This is a genomic window from Clostridiales bacterium (assembly GCA_012512255.1).
Taxonomy (GTDB): Bacteria; Bacillota; Clostridia; order Christensenellales; family DUVY01; genus DUVY01.
On sequence record JAAZDJ010000107.1, the window covers coordinates 1 to 15,826 of the forward strand.

The 15,826-nt window shown below is 39.1% G+C and carries 14 protein-coding genes and 1 pseudogene; 3 read left to right on the forward strand and 12 right to left on the reverse strand.

Going from position 1 to position 15,826, the window contains the following annotated elements:
- Together gap and GX756_05530 are read right to left on the reverse strand one after the other, a co-directional pair.
- Positions 1-991, reverse strand: a 991-nt coding sequence (gene gap / locus GX756_05525) for a type I glyceraldehyde-3-phosphate dehydrogenase (GenBank protein ID NLC17322.1), incomplete at its 3' end; no start/stop codon positions are given.
- A 34-nt stretch (positions 992-1,025) separates the two neighbouring features.
- Complete coding sequence (locus tag GX756_05530) at positions 1,026-2,141, reverse strand: aminopeptidase (protein ID NLC17323.1); 1,116 nt, start codon at positions 2,139-2,141, stop codon at positions 1,026-1,028.
- Between the two features lie 314 nt (positions 2,142-2,455).
- Here GX756_05530 and fba point away from each other — a divergent pair, with 314 nt between their 5' ends.
- Both fba and carB read left to right on the forward strand, forming a co-directional pair.
- On the forward strand, positions 2,456-3,385 hold the full coding sequence (gene fba, locus GX756_05535) for a class II fructose-1,6-bisphosphate aldolase (protein NLC17324.1): 930 nt from the start codon (positions 2,456-2,458) through the stop codon (positions 3,383-3,385).
- A gap of 120 nt (positions 3,386-3,505) precedes the next feature.
- Positions 3,506-6,703 carry a carbamoyl-phosphate synthase large subunit gene (gene carB, locus GX756_05540; protein NLC17325.1) on the forward strand — a complete coding sequence of 1,066 codons (3,198 nt, stop codon included), beginning with the start codon at positions 3,506-3,508 and terminating at the stop codon, positions 6,701-6,703.
- A gap of 31 nt (positions 6,704-6,734) precedes the next feature.
- Here the strand turns inward: carB and GX756_05545 are convergent, their stop codons facing one another.
- The 4 genes from GX756_05545 to GX756_05560 form a co-directional block, all read right to left on the reverse strand.
- Positions 6,735-6,899 carry a hypothetical protein gene (locus tag GX756_05545; protein NLC17326.1) on the reverse strand — a complete coding sequence of 55 codons (165 nt, stop codon included), beginning with the start codon at positions 6,897-6,899 and terminating at the stop codon, positions 6,735-6,737.
- A gap of 36 nt (positions 6,900-6,935) precedes the next feature.
- Positions 6,936-9,014, reverse strand: coding sequence for a ferrous iron transport protein B (gene feoB, locus GX756_05550; protein NLC17327.1), 2,079 nt, complete (start codon positions 9,012-9,014; stop codon positions 6,936-6,938).
- Positions 9,015-9,025: 11 nt separating this feature from the next.
- On the reverse strand, positions 9,026-9,253 hold the full coding sequence (locus GX756_05555) for a ferrous iron transport protein A (GenBank protein ID NLC17328.1): 228 nt from the start codon (positions 9,251-9,253) through the stop codon (positions 9,026-9,028).
- Between the two features lie 116 nt (positions 9,254-9,369).
- On the reverse strand, positions 9,370-10,185 hold the full coding sequence (locus tag GX756_05560) for a patatin family protein (GenBank protein NLC17329.1): 816 nt from the start codon (positions 10,183-10,185) through the stop codon (positions 9,370-9,372).
- 87 nt (positions 10,186-10,272) lie between these two features.
- On the opposite strand from GX756_05560, the gene GX756_05565 reads away from it, so the two are divergent.
- Positions 10,273-11,250 (forward strand): hypothetical protein, encoded by a 978-nt coding sequence (locus tag GX756_05565; GenBank protein NLC17330.1) that lies wholly within the window; start codon positions 10,273-10,275, stop codon positions 11,248-11,250.
- Here GX756_05565 and pheA read toward each other — a convergent pair.
- From pheA to rsmD, 6 genes and pseudogenes are all read right to left on the reverse strand, one after another.
- A complete protein-coding gene (gene pheA / locus GX756_05570; GenBank protein NLC17331.1) occupies positions 11,247-12,041 on the reverse strand; it encodes a prephenate dehydratase in 795 nt (264 codons plus the stop codon). The genes GX756_05565 and pheA overlap by 4 nt on opposite strands.
- Positions 12,038-13,063, reverse strand: coding sequence for a 3-deoxy-7-phosphoheptulonate synthase (locus GX756_05575; GenBank protein ID NLC17332.1), 1,026 nt, complete (start codon positions 13,061-13,063; stop codon positions 12,038-12,040). Before GX756_05575 ends, pheA begins: the two co-directional genes overlap by 4 nt.
- A gap of 29 nt (positions 13,064-13,092) precedes the next feature.
- Entirely contained in the window at positions 13,093-14,118 is a 1,026-nt protein-coding gene (locus GX756_05580; protein ID NLC17333.1) for a 3-deoxy-7-phosphoheptulonate synthase, read from the reverse strand.
- A 57-nt stretch (positions 14,119-14,175) separates the two neighbouring features.
- A complete protein-coding gene (locus GX756_05585) occupies positions 14,176-14,631 on the reverse strand; it encodes a hypothetical protein (GenBank protein NLC17334.1) in 456 nt (151 codons plus the stop codon).
- The gene (coaD, locus tag GX756_05590; GenBank protein ID NLC17335.1) at positions 14,632-15,108 is read right to left on the reverse strand and encodes a pantetheine-phosphate adenylyltransferase; all 477 of its coding nucleotides are present in this window, start codon (positions 15,106-15,108) and stop codon (positions 14,632-14,634) included.
- Positions 15,105-15,662: pseudogene (gene rsmD, locus GX756_05595) on the reverse strand (16S rRNA (guanine(966)-N(2))-methyltransferase RsmD). Before rsmD ends, coaD begins: the two are co-directional and overlap by 4 nt.
- Positions 15,663-15,826: the final 164 nt, after the last annotated feature.

A 15,826-nucleotide genomic window follows, 5' to 3' on the forward strand; every position in this document is an offset into this window, starting at 1 on the left:
CGATTAGGTCAACTACTTTGCAAGAATAACCCCATTCATTGTCATACCATGCTACAAGCTTTACAAACTTATCGCTGAGCATTATTCCCGCTTTCGCGTCAAAGATTGAAGTATGAGGATCGCCGATAAAGTCGGAAGATACAACCGCTTCTTCGGTATAAGCCATAATACCTTTCATATTGGTTTCGCAAGCTTCTTTGATAGCCTTGCAAATTTCTTCATAAGTGGTTGGCGTCTTTAATGTGCAAGTAAGGTCAACTACAGAAACATTAAGCGTGGGCACTCTAAACGCCATTCCTGTGAGCTTGCCGTTAAGCTCGGGGATAACCTTGCCCACAGCCTTGGCGGCGCCTGTGGAGGAAGGAATAATGTTTGCTGAAGCGGCCCGGCCGCCTCTCCAGTCTTTTTTGGAAGGCCCGTCAACTGTCTTTTGGGTCGCTGTGGTTGAATGAACGGTAGTCATAAGCCCTTCTTCAATTCCGAATTTGTCATTAATAACCTTTGCCAATGGCGCAAGGCAGTTGGTTGTGCAGCTTGCGTTGCTTATAATAGTAAGGTCTTTGGTATATTTGTCGTTGTTAACGCCCATTACAAACATAGGCGCGTCTTTGGAAGGCGCGGTAATGATAACCTTTTTTGCGCCGGCTTTCAAATGAGCCGAAGCGGCTTCCATGGTAGTAAACACGCCTGTGGCCTCAGCAATATATTCCGCGCCCGCTTCGCTCCATTTGATGTCCGCGGGGTCTTTTTCGGCGAAGAAATAGATTTCATTGCCGTTGATTAGCAGCTTGCCGTCCCTAACTTCCACATCCCCTTTAAATCTTCCATGAATTGTATCATACTTAAACATGTAAGCCGCGTAATCCAAATTCAAGAAAGGGTCATTAATAGCGACAACTTTTACATTAGGGTTATCTAAAGACGCGCGCAAGACAAGTCTGCCAATTCTACCAAAGCCGTTGATACCGACTTTTACTACATTTTGTGCCATATAATTTTACCTCCATATATATTAAAAATTTAAATCACATTAAATTATCAGGGTTAAGGCATTCCAATTCTTTTATTACAAATCGTCCGTCTTTTCTGACAAGTTTGCCGTCCATGTAAATTTCGCCGCCGCCGTATTCAGGCGTCATAATCAAAACCAAATCCCAATGAACAGCGGATTTGTTCCCGTTGAAAGCCTCGTCATAAGAAGCGCCCGGCGTAAAATGGATTGATCCTGAAATCTTTTCGTCAAACAAAATATCGCCTGTGGGCTTGGTTATATAAGGATTAAGGCCAAAAGAAAACTCGCCAAAATATCTTGCGCCCTCGTCTGTGTCCAATACTTTGTTGAGCGCTTCGGTATGGTTGGCCGTAGCTTCAATAATTTTGCCGTTTTTAATAACAAACCTTACTTTTTCGTATTTAAGCCCTTGATGCATTGACGGAGCGTTGTATTCTATGACCCCGTTGACGCTGTCTTTGATGGGCGCCGTATATATTTCGCCGTCGGGTATATTTCTTTGGCCCGAACATTTTATAACGGGAATATTTTTTATGGAAAAAGACAAATCGGTAGTCGGGGTAACCAGCCTTACCATATCTGTTTTTTCCATATAGGCCTTTAGATTATCCATCGCCTTGTCCATTTTGGAATAATCCAAATTGCATACCTTAAAATACAAATCCTCAAATTCTTCGGTGCTCATAGAAGAAGCTTGCGCCATTGAAGGATTGGGATATCTTAAGATAACCCATTTGGTCTTAGCGACCCTGATTTCATGATGAATGGGATACGCGTAATATTTGTTATCTAAGCCCATTTTTTCGGCAGGCACATCGGATAATTCAAAGGTATTGTTTGCGCCTCTTATTCCAATATAGGCGTCCATATCGGACATAAGATATTTTGCGTATTTAGCCCTAAGGGAGCAATGTTCTTGAGTTGTTTGCAAAAGAAGCTGGCGTTGAACCCTTGTATCATACAAGCTTATAAAAGGAAATCCCCCTACTTTGTAAACTTCTTTTATTATTTCATTAACAAGCATATAATCTATATCGTAAGCTTCTATGTATATCTTTTCGCCCTTTTTTAGACTACAAGAGTAATTTACCAAATTTTGAGCAAGCTTTGTTAATCTTGGATCAACCATTTATACATCTCCGATTGTGAATTCATTATCATTATACACTAACTGTTATTATTTGCCAAATAAATTGACATTATCCAAAATAGATAAATTCCCCGGACAAGCCGTTATCGTTATAAAATTATAACATACTTTAGATTTTTTATTAATTTAAATCATTTTTTATTATAATTTTTTATAAAACAAAAAAAATAATAATTTAAATATATTTTCTTTGAAAAAATATAAATAAAAACGCTTTGCAAATACTAAAAACGCTAGTCAAATATTGGCGATTAGTGTATAATATTCAAAGAAAAAATTACTTGGAGAGTTAAATGCCACTAGTTAATACGAAAGAGATGTTGATGAAAGCCTACGCAGGTGGTTATGCCGTAGGCGCTTTTAATGTAAACAACATGGAAATGATTCAAGGAATTGTTTCAGCAGCTATTGAAGAAAGAGCCCCCTTAATACTACAAGTATCAAACGGCGCAAGAAAATACGCAAACCCCATTTATTTAAAAGCATTGGTTGAAAGCGCGGTAAAAGAAAGCAATTTGCCTATAGCTTTGCATCTAGACCACGGCGATACCTATGAGCTATGCGTATCCGCGATTGATGACGGTTTTACATCTGTTATGATTGACGCTTCGCATCATTCTTTTGAGGAAAACATCAGAATAACAAGAAAGGTCGTGGAATATGCCCATCCTAGAAATGTAACAGTGGAAGCCGAGCTTGGCAGATTAGCGGGTATTGAGGATGGTATCTATGTGTCGGAAAACGATTCGGCCTTTACCGACCCTTCGCAAGTTGAAGAGTTTGTTGAAAGAACGGGCGTTGATTCCTTGGCGATAGCCATAGGAACAAGCCATGGAGTTTATAAATTCAAAGGCGAACCCAAGCTAAGATTTGATATTTTGGAAGAAGTTGCAAGAAGATTGCCTAATTTTCCCATAGTGTTGCACGGCGCAAGTTCGGTCTTGTCCGAATATGTTGATATAATACAAAATAATGGCGGCGATTTAGTAGGCGCGAAAGGCGTACCCGAAGAAATGCTGAGAAAAGCCGCTAAAATGGCTGTTTGCAAAATCAATATTGACAGCGATTTGAGAATGGCGTTTACGGCGGCCATAAGAAAATATCTTATGGAAAACCCCTCTCATTTTGACCCGCGCCAATACTTAGCACCCGCCCGAGAAAGCGTAAAACAATTGGTAAAACATAAAATAAGAAATGTGCTTGGATGCAATAATAAAATTTGAGAAATTTAAGAGGTAATCATAAAATGATTACCCTTTTTTTAGGTTTGAATAAAAAAATTTTTTTGCCCTTTTTTAGCGCATTAAAATTTTGCAACCCATACATAGAAAGGAAGGTTAAATATGCCAAAAAATAAATCTATAAAAAAAGTGCTTGTTATCGGTTCGGGTCCGATCATTATCGGGCAAGCGGCGGAATTTGATTATGCGGGAACTCAAGCTTGCCGCGCGTTAAAAGAGGAAGGACTTAAAATCGTCTTGATAAACTCAAATCCAGCCACTATAATGACCGACAAAAATATAGCCGATAAAGTTTATATAGAGCCCTTAACGCCTGACTTTGTCAAAAAAATAGTCTTAACAGAACGGCCTGATAGCGTATTGCCGTCTTTAGGCGGACAAACAGGTCTTAACTTGGCAATGGAGCTTGCCGAGGAAGGATTTTGGGCTAAAGAAAATATTAAGCTTTTGGGAACGAATATATCCGCGATAAAAATGGCCGAGGACCGTCAAGAATTTAAAGATACAATGCTCAAAATCAACGAGCCTTGTATCGCAAGCAAAGTTGTCACTAGAGTGCAGGACGCCTTGGAATTTGCCGAAGAAATCGGTTATCCCGTAATTGTTAGACCCGCCTATACTTTGGGCGGCACAGGCGGCGGCAAAGCCAATAACAAAGAGGAGTTAAAAGAGATTGCGTCTAACGGCCTTAGGCTTTCTAGAGCGCATCAAGCTTTGATAGAAAAAGACATAACAGGCTGGAAAGAAATTGAGTATGAAGCGATACGCGATAGCAAAGATAACGTTATTATCGTGTGCGATATGGAAAATGTTGACCCAGTCGGCGTTCACACTGGAGACAGCATAGTGGTCGCGCCCTGCCAAACATTATCCCAAGAACAGCGCCAAATGTTAAGGACGGCGTCTTTAAAAATTATTTCGGCTTTAGGAATTGAAGGCGGATGCAATATTCAATTCGCTTTGCGTCCCCAAAGTCTTGAATACGCGGTAATAGAAGTAAACCCTAGAGTATCGCGCTCGTCCGCGCTAGCCTCAAAAGCGACAGGATATCCCATAGCTAGAATTGCCACGAAGATAGCCATAGGATACACGCTTGATGAGATACAAAAAAATTCAACGCAATCCGATATTGAGCCTGTAATGGATTATTTGGTAGTCAAAATTCCCAAATGGCCTTTTGACAAATTTGTTCACGCCAATAGAACCTTAGGAACCCAAATGAAAGCAACGGGCGAAATTATGGCGATAAGCACAACATTTGAAAGCGCATTAATGAAGGCGGTGCGTTCCCTTGAGTTAAATCTTTATCACCTCCAGCTATCTAAGCATGCCAAATTTACTGACGAGCAAATTGAAAACATGCTGCATGAGGTTACCGATGAAAGAATCTTTGTGGTAGCCGAGGCTTTAAGGCGAGATATTGATATTGAAAAAATCGCTCAAATCACTAAAATTGATAGATACTTTTTAGAAAAAATCAATAACCTTATCCTTTGGGAGAAAAAGCTCAAAAAATTAAAATTAATAGATTTGACCGCCGATATCTTAATGCGCTCTAAACAACTTGGCTTTACGGACAAACTCATTGGAGAATTTGTAGGCGCGAAAAAAGAAGATATTACAAAACTTAGAAAAAAATATAACATAAATCCCGCCTATAAAACGGTGGATACTTACGCTTCTAAGTTGGACGCTTACACGCCTTATTATTATTCCGCCTATGACGGAAAAAGTAAATCTCCAAGCGACGATAAGAAAAAAGTCTTGGTATTGGGCTCTGGGCCAATCAGAATAGGCCAAGGCATAGAATTTGACTATTGTTCCGTACATTGCGTTTGGGCCCTAAAAGAAGCGGGTTATGAAACAATCATAGCCAACAGCAATCCTGAAACTGTTTCCACAGACTTTGATACTTCGGATAAACTTTATTTTGAGCCTTTAACGCCCGAGGACATTGAGACCCTTGTGGAAAACGAACAGCCCGACGCGGCTTTGGTGCAATTTGGCGGTCAGACGGCAATAAAACTTACCAAGACTTTGGTTAATTTGGGCGTGCCCATTATGGGGACCAGCGAAAAAAGCATAGACGCCGCAGAAGACCGCGAAAAATTTGACGAGATTTTGGAATCTTGCAATATCCCCCGCCCCAAAGGAATGGCTGTGTTTTCAAAAGCTAAAGCGGTCGCCGCGGCAGAAGCTTTGGGTTATCCGGTTTTGGTAAGGCCTAGTTATGTTTTGGGCGGACAAGGGATGCAAATTTGTTATAACAGCCAAGACGTCAAAGAATTTATGCAGATAATAAACACAGTCAAACAAGAACACCCTGTCTTGGTTGACAAATATCTTATGGGAAGAGAGCTGGAAGTTGACGCTATATGCGACGGCGAAGACATATTGATACCGGGCATTATGGAGCATTTGGAAAGGGCCGGAATTCATAGCGGCGACAGCATCTCCGTTTATCCTACCCAGACTATCCCCGCCCTAATCAAACAAAAAGTCGTGGAATACACCTATAAACTTTCAATGGCGCTTAATGTCATTGGACTTGTGAATATTCAGTTTGTGTATTTTGATAACGAACTTTATGTGATAGAAGTCAACCCCCGCTCGTCAAGAACCGTGCCTTATATAAGCAAAGTAACCAATGTGCCCGTTGTGGACATTGCCACGGCTTGCACAATAGGCAAAAAACTTAAAGACTTGGGCTATGGCACAGGCCTTTATCCCGAAAGCGCTTATTGCGCGGTAAAAGTGCCTGTGTTCTCTTTTGCCAAACTAGGAGGAGTTGAGGTTAGTTTGGGCCCCGAGATGAAGTCAACGGGCGAAGTGTTGGGTATTGACAAAAGCTTTGGCCAGGCGTTATACAAAGGGCTTTTGGCTTCGGGCATAAAAGCGCCCGTAGGCGGCGGCGTTTTGATCACGGTCAATGATCAAGATAAACAAGAAATAGCGCCTGTTGCCGAGGAATTGAGAAAACTAGGCTTTATACTCTACGCCACCAAAGGAACTTCAAAAACGCTTAACGAAAACGGAATACCGACTATAACGGTTGATAAGATTGGGGAAGGCTCTTTTGATATACTTTCCACTCTGGATTCGGGAAAAATCAGCTTGTTAATAAATACGCCAAGCCGCAATAGAAAAACCGAAGTGGACGGACTAAAAATCAGAAGGCGCTGCGTTGAATTATCCATCCCCTGCCTTACTTGCATAGACACTGTCAACGCGCTTATATACGCTCTCAAAATCAACAAGCAAAACCCAGATTTGACAATAGTGGATATAACGCAAATTTAAAAAAATCCCCTTTATTAGAAAGGGGGTTTTTTTATTTATTTTTATCGTCTTTTTGTATATATTTGCATAAATCGCAGCCATGGCATGCCTTGACGCCTTGTTTTTTATTTTTGATTTTATTTTTTACCAGATACGCGATTGCGCCTATTACGGACAAACTTACTAAAACTAATATCACAATATCGGCGGGTGTCATTATTTTTCTCCTATATATTAATCATATGCTATTTAATTAAGTTATAAGCATAACAAGGTTGCCCAAGCCATAAATTAACAGCGATATCAAATAAGCCAAAATTAATTGATAGACCAATATAACCGCTGTCCATTTTTTTGATTTTACTTCTTGGGATATCGCGCCTATTGCCGCAAAACACGGCGGCGCCAAAAGGTTAAAAACCATAAAACAATATACTGCCAAAGGCGAAACAAATATGCCCGCGCTTGTTATCCAAGCCTTGACCTGTTCCATTAAGCCTTCATTTTCCAAAGGGTCGCCCAAGCCCGATAATGTCCCAAATGTGGTGACCACCACTTCTTTGGCCACAAATCCAGACAAAATGGCAAACGCCGCCTGCCAAGTCCCAAAGCCCATAGGTTTAAATATATAGGCGAATATCCCTCCGATATTTGCCATTATGCTGTCGTTTGGATTGGCGACCATTGTAAACGAAAAATTGAATGATTGCAAAAACCAAATAATGACCGACGAAATTAAGATTACAGTTCCCGCTCTTTTTACAAAACTCTTAAATTTATCAAGCAAAATTCTCAATAAAGTTTTGGCATGGGGCGCGCGATACGGGGGCATTTCCATAACAAACGGCGTGTATTGCTTTTTGAATACAAATTTTAGGAAAATAACGCCGGTTATCACCGCCATTGCTATGCCCAAAAAATATATAGAAAAGATAACCAATGTAGCCGTTATGCCCTCAAAAAAGGCCGCGGTTAAAAATGTCCAAATAGGCAGTTTGGCGCCGCAAGACATAAAAGGCGTTACCAAGATAGTCAATCTTCTTTCGTTTTCGTTTTCCAATGTTCTTGCGCCCATAACGGCGGGCACGCTGCAACCAAAACCCATAAGCATGGGCACAAAGGATTTCCCGCTCAAGCCAAATTTCCTAAACGCTCTATCCATAATAAAAGCGGCTCGCGCCATATATCCCGTGGCCTCCAAAATGGATATAAATAAATACATAACTAGGATATATGGCAAAAATCCAAAAACCGCCCCCACGCCGCCATAAATTCCGTCAATTACCAAAGCTATGGCCCAATCAGACGCGTTGACAAAAGACAAAAAACGGGCCAACAGCTTGCCAATCTCGCCTACAACCCATTCTATGCCGTAAGCCGCCAAAGCGCCCGGCATCATTACCGTAACGCCGGCTATTTTAAACTTGCCAAAAACCAAGAAAAAAATTAAAAACATAATACAGAAAAAAATCGGCAAGCCCCAAACCTTATGGGTCAAGACTTTGTCAATTTTTTCTGTTTTGGTAGCTTCTTTGAGTTTTTTGCGGTTTTTTATGGCGCATTGGCAATTTTTGGTTATAAAATCATACCTTAAGTCCGCAACCAGCCCTTCTATGTCTTCATAGTCTTTCTTGATATTATCAATAATATCTAATATAGTCTTTTTAGCGTTATCGTTTATATTTAATGAATCTAAAAGAACTTGGTCTTCTTCCAACAACTTGACAGCGATATAATCCGAACTCGAAATGTTTAAATCGCGCAAAAAGTTAGAAATCTTCATTATGCTGTCGCCCAAAAATGAATGCCTCAATACCGATGCCGCATGTCTTCTTAAAGTTGCGGTCTTATACGCGGCGTCCATTAATTCATTCAAGCCCTTTTTTTTATGCGCCGATATAGGAACAACTTTTACGCCTAAAGCTTTTTCCAATTCCATCGCGTCAAAATTTACATTATCCTTTTCCAAAACATCTATATAATTTAGGGCGATTACTATCGGTGTGTCTATTTCAATTAGCTCGGTTGTAAGATATAAATTTCTGCACAAATTGGTGGCGTCAACTATATTGATAACAATATCGGGTTTTTCATTTTGGATGTAATTTCGCGCGATTATACCTTCGGGAGAATAAGGAGAAGTGGAATAAATGCCCGGCAAATCAACCAAAAGCGCGGTTTGCCCTAATATTTTTTTCTTATAAATGCCTTCTTTTTTCTCAACGGTAACTCCGGGCCAATTTCCTACGCGGGCGTTACTGCCCGTAAGAGCGTTAAATAGCGTAGTCTTGCCGCTGTTGGGATTGCCCGCTATCGCAATTCTTAATGCCATACAAGCTCCATTTAATCAATAATTTCCACAGAAATGTTTTCCGCGTCAGCCTTTCTTATGCTTAAATCATATCCTCTTACGAAGATTTGAATCGGATCGCCCAAAGGCGCGACTCTTCTAAAAAGTATCTCAGCGCCGGGAGTTATTCCCATTTCTAAGAGTTTTCTTTTGAGCATGCCCTTGGCCAATATTTTTTTGACTTTGCAACGCTGCCCTATCTTTAACTGTTCTAAAGTCATAACTATAGCCCCAAAAACATAATGTTAGTCATAACTAACAATCAAATATTTAAAAAACATCCTATATGGATGTTAGTCTAATATAACAATATTATATTAGTTTAAGCAATACATTGTCAAGCTTTTTTTGCTCTCTTTTGTTTTTTTCTGCGCTTTTTCAACAGCTTCAAAATCTGTCCTATATTTTGTCTTGCGCATTCTTCGCCGGCTTTTATCGCCAAATCATTTTGCTTAAATATAAACAAATTTCTGTCTTGCATGTCAGGCGTTAATAAAAGATCGCAAAGATGGCTTATCCGTTTTGTGTTTTCCCAATCCATTAACAAAAAAGTTTGCTCCGCCATTTTTATAATGCCCGAAGGTTTTTGCCCTTTTTTGTATGGGCCTATGGCGTCAACCGCTATAGTTATGTCGGCGCCAAGTTTATAAGCTTGCGGTATAGGAAGCCTATAATGCACGCTTCCGTCCACAAAAAGCCTGCCCTCATACTCAAACGGCTTAAAAACCAAAGGGATTGACATGCTGGCGCGCATGGCTTTCCAAAGCTCGCCCCTTGTTATCATTACGGATTCGCCGCTTATAAGGTCTGTGGCGATTGAGGCGAATTTTATTTTTAGGTCTTCAATCTTTTGGTCGCCAAGATGTTTTATTAAAATGGATTTTATTTTGTTCCCATTGATTAATCCCAATTTTTTTCCCGGCAACAAATCAAAGTCCATTACGGTAGCTTGATTTACCTTGTTGGAAATTTTTATCATTTCATCTATAGAAAAACCCGCGGCGTAAAAACCGCCCACTAACGCGCCCATAGACGAGCCGACAATAATATCGGGCTTTATGTTGTATTCTTCTAGGACTTTTAAAACGCCAATATGACAAAAACCTCGCGCGCCGCCCGCTCCCAAGACTAAAGCCAGTTTTTTATTAAACATATTAATTTGCGCCTTTTCATAAGATATATATTATATTAACAAATTTTTTTTATGTTTACAACAAAAACTAAATTAAGGCCTTTAAGATTGATTTTTTATAAAGCGCATATAATATTGATATTCTTTATATGCGTTATAATCGTATCTATTTTGATTAATCCCGTCAAATACATCCAATCCGCTTTAGACGGGCTTATCGTATGGGCGACGGTAATAGTCCCAGCTGTTTTTCCTTTCTTGTTTTTTTCTTTGGCGTTGATTGAGCTTGGAATGGCGCAAAAGATATCTAAAATATTTTATCCCTTGACATCAAAATTATTTAAGACAGGCGGCGTTTCGGCTTATATTTTTTTTATGAGTTTAATTAGCGGCTATCCAATAGGCGCTAAGCTAATAGAAGATTTTTATAACAAAGGATTTATTGACTCATATGAAGGCGCAAGAATTATTAGTTTTTGTTCTATGGCAAGCCCCATGTTTGTTCTGGGAAGCGTAGGAATAGGATTGCTCAAATCATACGCCGCGGGCTTAATTTTGCTTATATCGCAAATTTTATCCAATATAATCAATGGATTGATATTTAGCAATTATAAATCAAAAAACTTTCAATCAAAATTATTAATAGCGCCGCAAACAAAAAACGCCGATAATGTTTTATCTGAGTGCGTATATAACTCCGTTATCAGCGTATTGACAGTAGGCGGATTTATAGCAATCTTTTACATGATTGCTGAGATTTTAAACGATATATATTTTTTGTATCCTTTAAGATTAATCTTAGAAAAACTTGGAATAAACGAAAATTTTTCGGATGGCTTGACAAGAGGGTTAATAGAAATAACCAACGGATGCCTTCATATAAGCGCCCAAGGAGGAAGCCTTATCCAAAAAACAGTCTGTTGCGGTTTTTTAATTTCCTGGGGCGGTTTATCGGTGCATTTTCAGAACTTGGCTTTCTTAACCAAATCAGGCATAAAAATAAGTTTTTATTTCTTATCAAAAACAACCCAGTCATTAATCATGCTGATAATTACTTTGATTTTTTGCCTTATTTTTCTGCGTTAATAATTTCCCAAATACTTAAAATATGTGGTTGATTTTTTGATTTTATCAAAAGCCGATTGGACATTTTGGTCGTTTACATTGCCCAAAAAGTCCACAAAAAAAATATAATTTCCATAACGGTTTTTGAAAGGTCGCGACTCTATTTTGGTCATATTTAGACTGTGTTCATGCAATATTTGCAATATTTTTAATAATCCGCCGGGTTTGTTTTCCGCGTCAAATATAATAGAGATTTTTTGGTTAGTATTATGATGCCGAGGCTCTTTTTCTAAAACCACAAATCTCGTTATGTTGTTCGTGTCGTTTTGTATTGTTTCAGGCAAGGCTTTTAAATCCTGGTTAAGATTATGCTCGCCGGCAATAGCGGCGGTATAGTCGTCCTCAATGCTTTCAACGGCTTTTGATGTGGAAGATGTATATACTATTTCAGCGCTTGGATAACGCTTTGCCAAAAACTTTCTGCATTGTCCGTAGGCTTGGGCGTGGGTAATGATTTTTTTAATATTGTTAAAATCGCCCGTCTTTTTCATAATCAGCTTGTGGTTTATTTCCAAGCAAATTTCTTTGGTAATATAAAGCTCGCATTCCCACGCCAAAATATCCAAGGTGTTGCTTACTGCACCTTCCAATGAATTTTCTATGGGCAATACGGCTTTATCCGTAAGATTTCCAACCGCCAAAGCGACATCAATAAATGTGGGAAATTGTATTATGGTATCTTCAGGGGATTTTACTTTTTGCGCCACAAGATAAGAATAACTGTTTTCCGGACCCAAATAGCCTATTTTCATAATTGCTCCGCTATATCAAAAACCAATCTCTCGGTCTTAGCCCAGCCAATGCATGGGTCGGTTATTGATTTCCCAAACTCTTTGCCGTCTATATCTTGAGCGCCGTCTTGAAGATAGCTTTCAATCAAAAAACCTTTAAAGTGTTTTGCAAACTCTTTGCTGTATTTTTTATTGCTCATAACTTCATGGACTATTCTTATCTGCTGCATGGCGTCTTTGCCCGAATTGGAATGATTGGTGTCTATAATTATAGACGGGTTTTTAAGCCCTGTTTTTTCGTATAATTTAGAAAATTTAATTACATCTTCAAAGTGGTAATTGGGAATATGAATGCCATTGGTATCCACAGCGCCCCTTAATATCGCGTGCGCGTATGGATTGCCGTCGGTTTGCACCTGATAATGATGATATTTAAATTCGTTGGGTATTTGGACGGCATAGATAGAGTTAAGCAATACCTGTAAGCTTCCGTTCATCGGGTTTTTTACGCCCACAGGCAAGTCTATTCCGCTGCAAACAAGCCTATGCTGTTGGTTTTCGGAGGATCTAGCGCCAATGGAAACATAAGTCAAAAGGTCGTCAACATATGCATAGTTATCCGGATATAGCATCTCATCGGCCGCTGTTAGGCCCGATTCTTTTATCGCGTTAATGTGCATTCTTCTTAACGACAATATCCCTTCTTGAATGTCGGTCCCGCTGTTAGGGTCGGGCTGATGCAACATGCCCTTATATCCTTCTCCGCGCGTCCGCGGCTTGTTGGTATAAATTCTGGGTATTATAAAAATCTTTTCAGCCACCCTTTCTTGAAGTTTGCCCAATCTTCTGACATATTCCAAAACAGCGCTTTCGTTATCGGCGCTGCACGGTCCTATGATTAGCAAAAGTTTAGAACTTTTGCCGCAAATTATATCAATCGCTTCTTGATCGCGTTTTTGTTTGAGTTCTTTTAAGTCCTCGGGAAAAGGCAAATATTCCTTTATCTTCTCGGGCGAGTCTATTTCCTTTTTTATTCTGAACAACTTTATTCAACCTGCCTTTTTAAAAGTAGTTATGCGTTTTCGGCGATATAATACAATAATTTTTCGGTCTTTTCCCAGCCAAGACAGGCGTCTGTTATGGACTTTCCATATTCTTTTCCGTTAACATCTTGTTTGCCGTCTTGAATGTAACTTTCAATCATAAACCCTTTCACATATTTGCCAAACAGCGAGCTTGACTTTTTGTTGGCCAAAACTTCTTTTACTATCCTTATTTGCTCAAAAGGATTTTTACCTGAATTTGAATGGTTTGTGTCAATAATTATTGTCGGGTTTTTCAAACCGCTTGCCTCGTATAACGCGCTAAACTTAACCACATCTTCATAATGATAATTGGGCACATTGATGCCGTTAGTATCAACCGCGCCTCTCAAAATCGCGTGCGCCAAAGGATTGCCGTCCGTCTTTACTTGCCAAAAGTTAAATTTGAACTCGTTGGGAATTTGGGCGGCATGAATAGAGTTTAACAAAACATGCATGCTCCCGTTCATAGGGTTTTTCATGCCCGTAGGCATGCCAATCCCGCTTGCCACCAACCTATGCTGTTGGTTTTCAACCGACCTTGCACCGACAGCCACATACGATATCAAATCGTCAACATAATAATGGTTTTCGGGATATAACATATCGTCCGCGCAAGACATGCCAAATTCTTGCAATGCCCTAAGATGCAAACGCCTTAGGGCAATTAGCCCGCTTTGAATGTCCGTTTCTTTGTTGGGATCGGGTTGATGGAGCATACCCTTATATCCTTCTCCGCGCGTCCGCGGCTTATTGGTATAAATCCTCGGAACTATAAAAACTTTGTCTTTTATTTTTTCGGCGACTTTGGCGAGCCTGCCTACATAATCCAAAACCGCAGTCTCATTATCGGCGCTGCACGGCCCGATTAAGACAAGCAGCTTGTCGCTTTCTCCCATGATTATCCGCGTTATTTCCAAATCTCTTTCGTGTTTTACCGCTTTTAGTTCTTCTGTAACAGGCAACATTTCTTTGATTGTTTTAGGTTGATCAATAGTTTTTACTAAAGTAAACATCTTATAACGCTCCGTATATCTGTAATTATTATATTTATTAGTTTTCTTTTAGTGTCTTTATCTATTGCTGTCTTTTAAACCATTAATCATATCGTCGCGGTTTTGTTTTAAGATCTCCAGCATATTTTTCAAAAAATCTTCCATGTCTTCAAACATAGTATATATTATTGCCGCCGCTTTGTTGATAGAATCATCGCAAGCTTGCCTTACATTCTCATAATGCGCCGCCGCAGCCTCTTCGGCTCTTTTCATTATCTCCGAGTTTTTTATTATTATATTAGAATGCGTTTCGGCTTCTTTGATGATTTGTTTTGCCTTTCTCTCGGCTTCTATAAGAATCTCCTCTTTGTTTGCCACCACATAATTGGCGTCTTTGATAACGGAAGGAAAAGCGCGCTTAAGGGCGTCTATCAAACTTAAGCATTTTTGAACATTAACTTTTTTGCCAAAAATACCTTTTTCCGTATCCAAAAACTCGTTTTCAAGTTCTAAAATAAGGTCATAAAAATCCATCTATTCCCCCATGTAATTGCGTATCAATTTTTCGGCTTCTTCACGCACCATTGCGGATATATCGGCTTTTTGTATGATAAGTTGTCTTATCAAGCTACTGTGTATATGAGAATATTTAGGGTTATTAATAAAAAACACGCTTTCTATTTCGGGATCAAGGCTTTTGTAAATAAGCGATAAAGATCTTTCATACTCAAAATCATTAACCGTTCTTAAACCTCTTATCAAAAGCCTGCAATTGTGTTTTTTACAAAAATCTGTAAGCAACCCGTCAAAAGTATGCACTTCCACATTTTTTAAAGATTTTGTGGAAGCGATTACGATGTTTTTTCTTTGGTCCAGGTCAAACATACAACGCTTGTCATCGCTTTTTGCGATAGCTATTATTACTTTGTCGTATGTCGCCGAGGCTCTTGAGGCAACATCAAAATGCCCAAGAGTGAATGGGTCAAAAGTCCCCGCAAAAACTACATTCATATAAACTCCGTAAAACTAAAAAATGTTAATTGCGTGTCGCCGTATTTTTTTATATTAATTATTTTATAATAATTTTGGTCAAAAACAAAATCTTTTTTTGTTGAATGTTCTATAATTATTTTTGAATTTCTATTCATTATAGGATATTTTAATAATGTTTGCAAGATTTCTTCCTCGCAATTATATTGATAAGGCGGGTCAATAAATATAAAATCATACTTCCGATTTTTATTGTATAAAAATCTTATGCAATCAAAAGCGTCCAAATTTAAAATTTCGGCGGGTTCTTTTGTTAAGTCAAGGTTGGCCTTTATTATTTTAATTAATTGAATATTGTTATCGCAAAAAGTAACTTTTGCGCCTCTGCTTATCGCCTCAATCCCAATATTGCCCGTTCCCGAAAACAAATCCAAAAAATAAGAACCAGCCAAATCATTTTGGATAATATTAAAAAGCGCCTCTTTGACGCGATCCGCAGTAGGCCTTAAATTTTTGACTTTGGAGGAGATAAGCTTTCGTCCTTTATGTTTTCCGCCGATAATCCGCATTTGATCACCCTTAGTTGTTAAACAACTTTATTTCTAATTGAATTTCTTGGTGTTGCTTTTTTTGTCTATCGCCGCCCAAGATATAGCCAGCCTCAAAAATAAATGGAACGGCAAAAATAATAATAAAAAACAAGGCGCTAAAATTGCTTACGGCGCTCATATTAATAATC

What these genes read in the sequence shown, in the direction of transcription:
- GX756_05530 (NLC17323.1), bottom strand. Translation starts at nt 2,141, where the DNA reads ATGGTTGATCCAAGATTAACAAAGCTTGCTCAAAATTTGGTAAATTAC.
- fba (NLC17324.1), top strand. Translation starts at nt 2,456, where the DNA reads ATGCCACTAGTTAATACGAAAGAGATGTTGATGAAAGCCTACGCAGGT.
- carB (NLC17325.1), top strand. Translation starts at nt 3,506, where the DNA reads ATGCCAAAAAATAAATCTATAAAAAAAGTGCTTGTTATCGGTTCGGGT.
- GX756_05545 (NLC17326.1), bottom strand. Translation starts at nt 6,899, where the DNA reads ATGACACCCGCCGATATTGTGATATTAGTTTTAGTAAGTTTGTCCGTA.
- feoB (NLC17327.1), bottom strand. Translation starts at nt 9,014, where the DNA reads ATGGCATTAAGAATTGCGATAGCGGGCAATCCCAACAGCGGCAAGACT.
- GX756_05555 (NLC17328.1), bottom strand. Translation starts at nt 9,253, where the DNA reads ATGACTTTAGAACAGTTAAAGATAGGGCAGCGTTGCAAAGTCAAAAAA.
- GX756_05560 (NLC17329.1), bottom strand. Translation starts at nt 10,185, where the DNA reads ATGTTTAATAAAAAACTGGCTTTAGTCTTGGGAGCGGGCGGCGCGCGA.
- pheA (NLC17331.1), bottom strand. Translation starts at nt 12,041, where the DNA reads ATGAAAATAGGCTATTTGGGTCCGGAAAACAGTTATTCTTATCTTGTG.
- GX756_05580 (NLC17333.1), bottom strand. Translation starts at nt 14,118, where the DNA reads ATGTTTACTTTAGTAAAAACTATTGATCAACCTAAAACAATCAAAGAA.
- GX756_05585 (NLC17334.1), bottom strand. Translation starts at nt 14,631, where the DNA reads ATGGATTTTTATGACCTTATTTTAGAACTTGAAAACGAGTTTTTGGAT.
- coaD (NLC17335.1), bottom strand. Translation starts at nt 15,108, where the DNA reads ATGAATGTAGTTTTTGCGGGGACTTTTGACCCATTCACTCTTGGGCAT.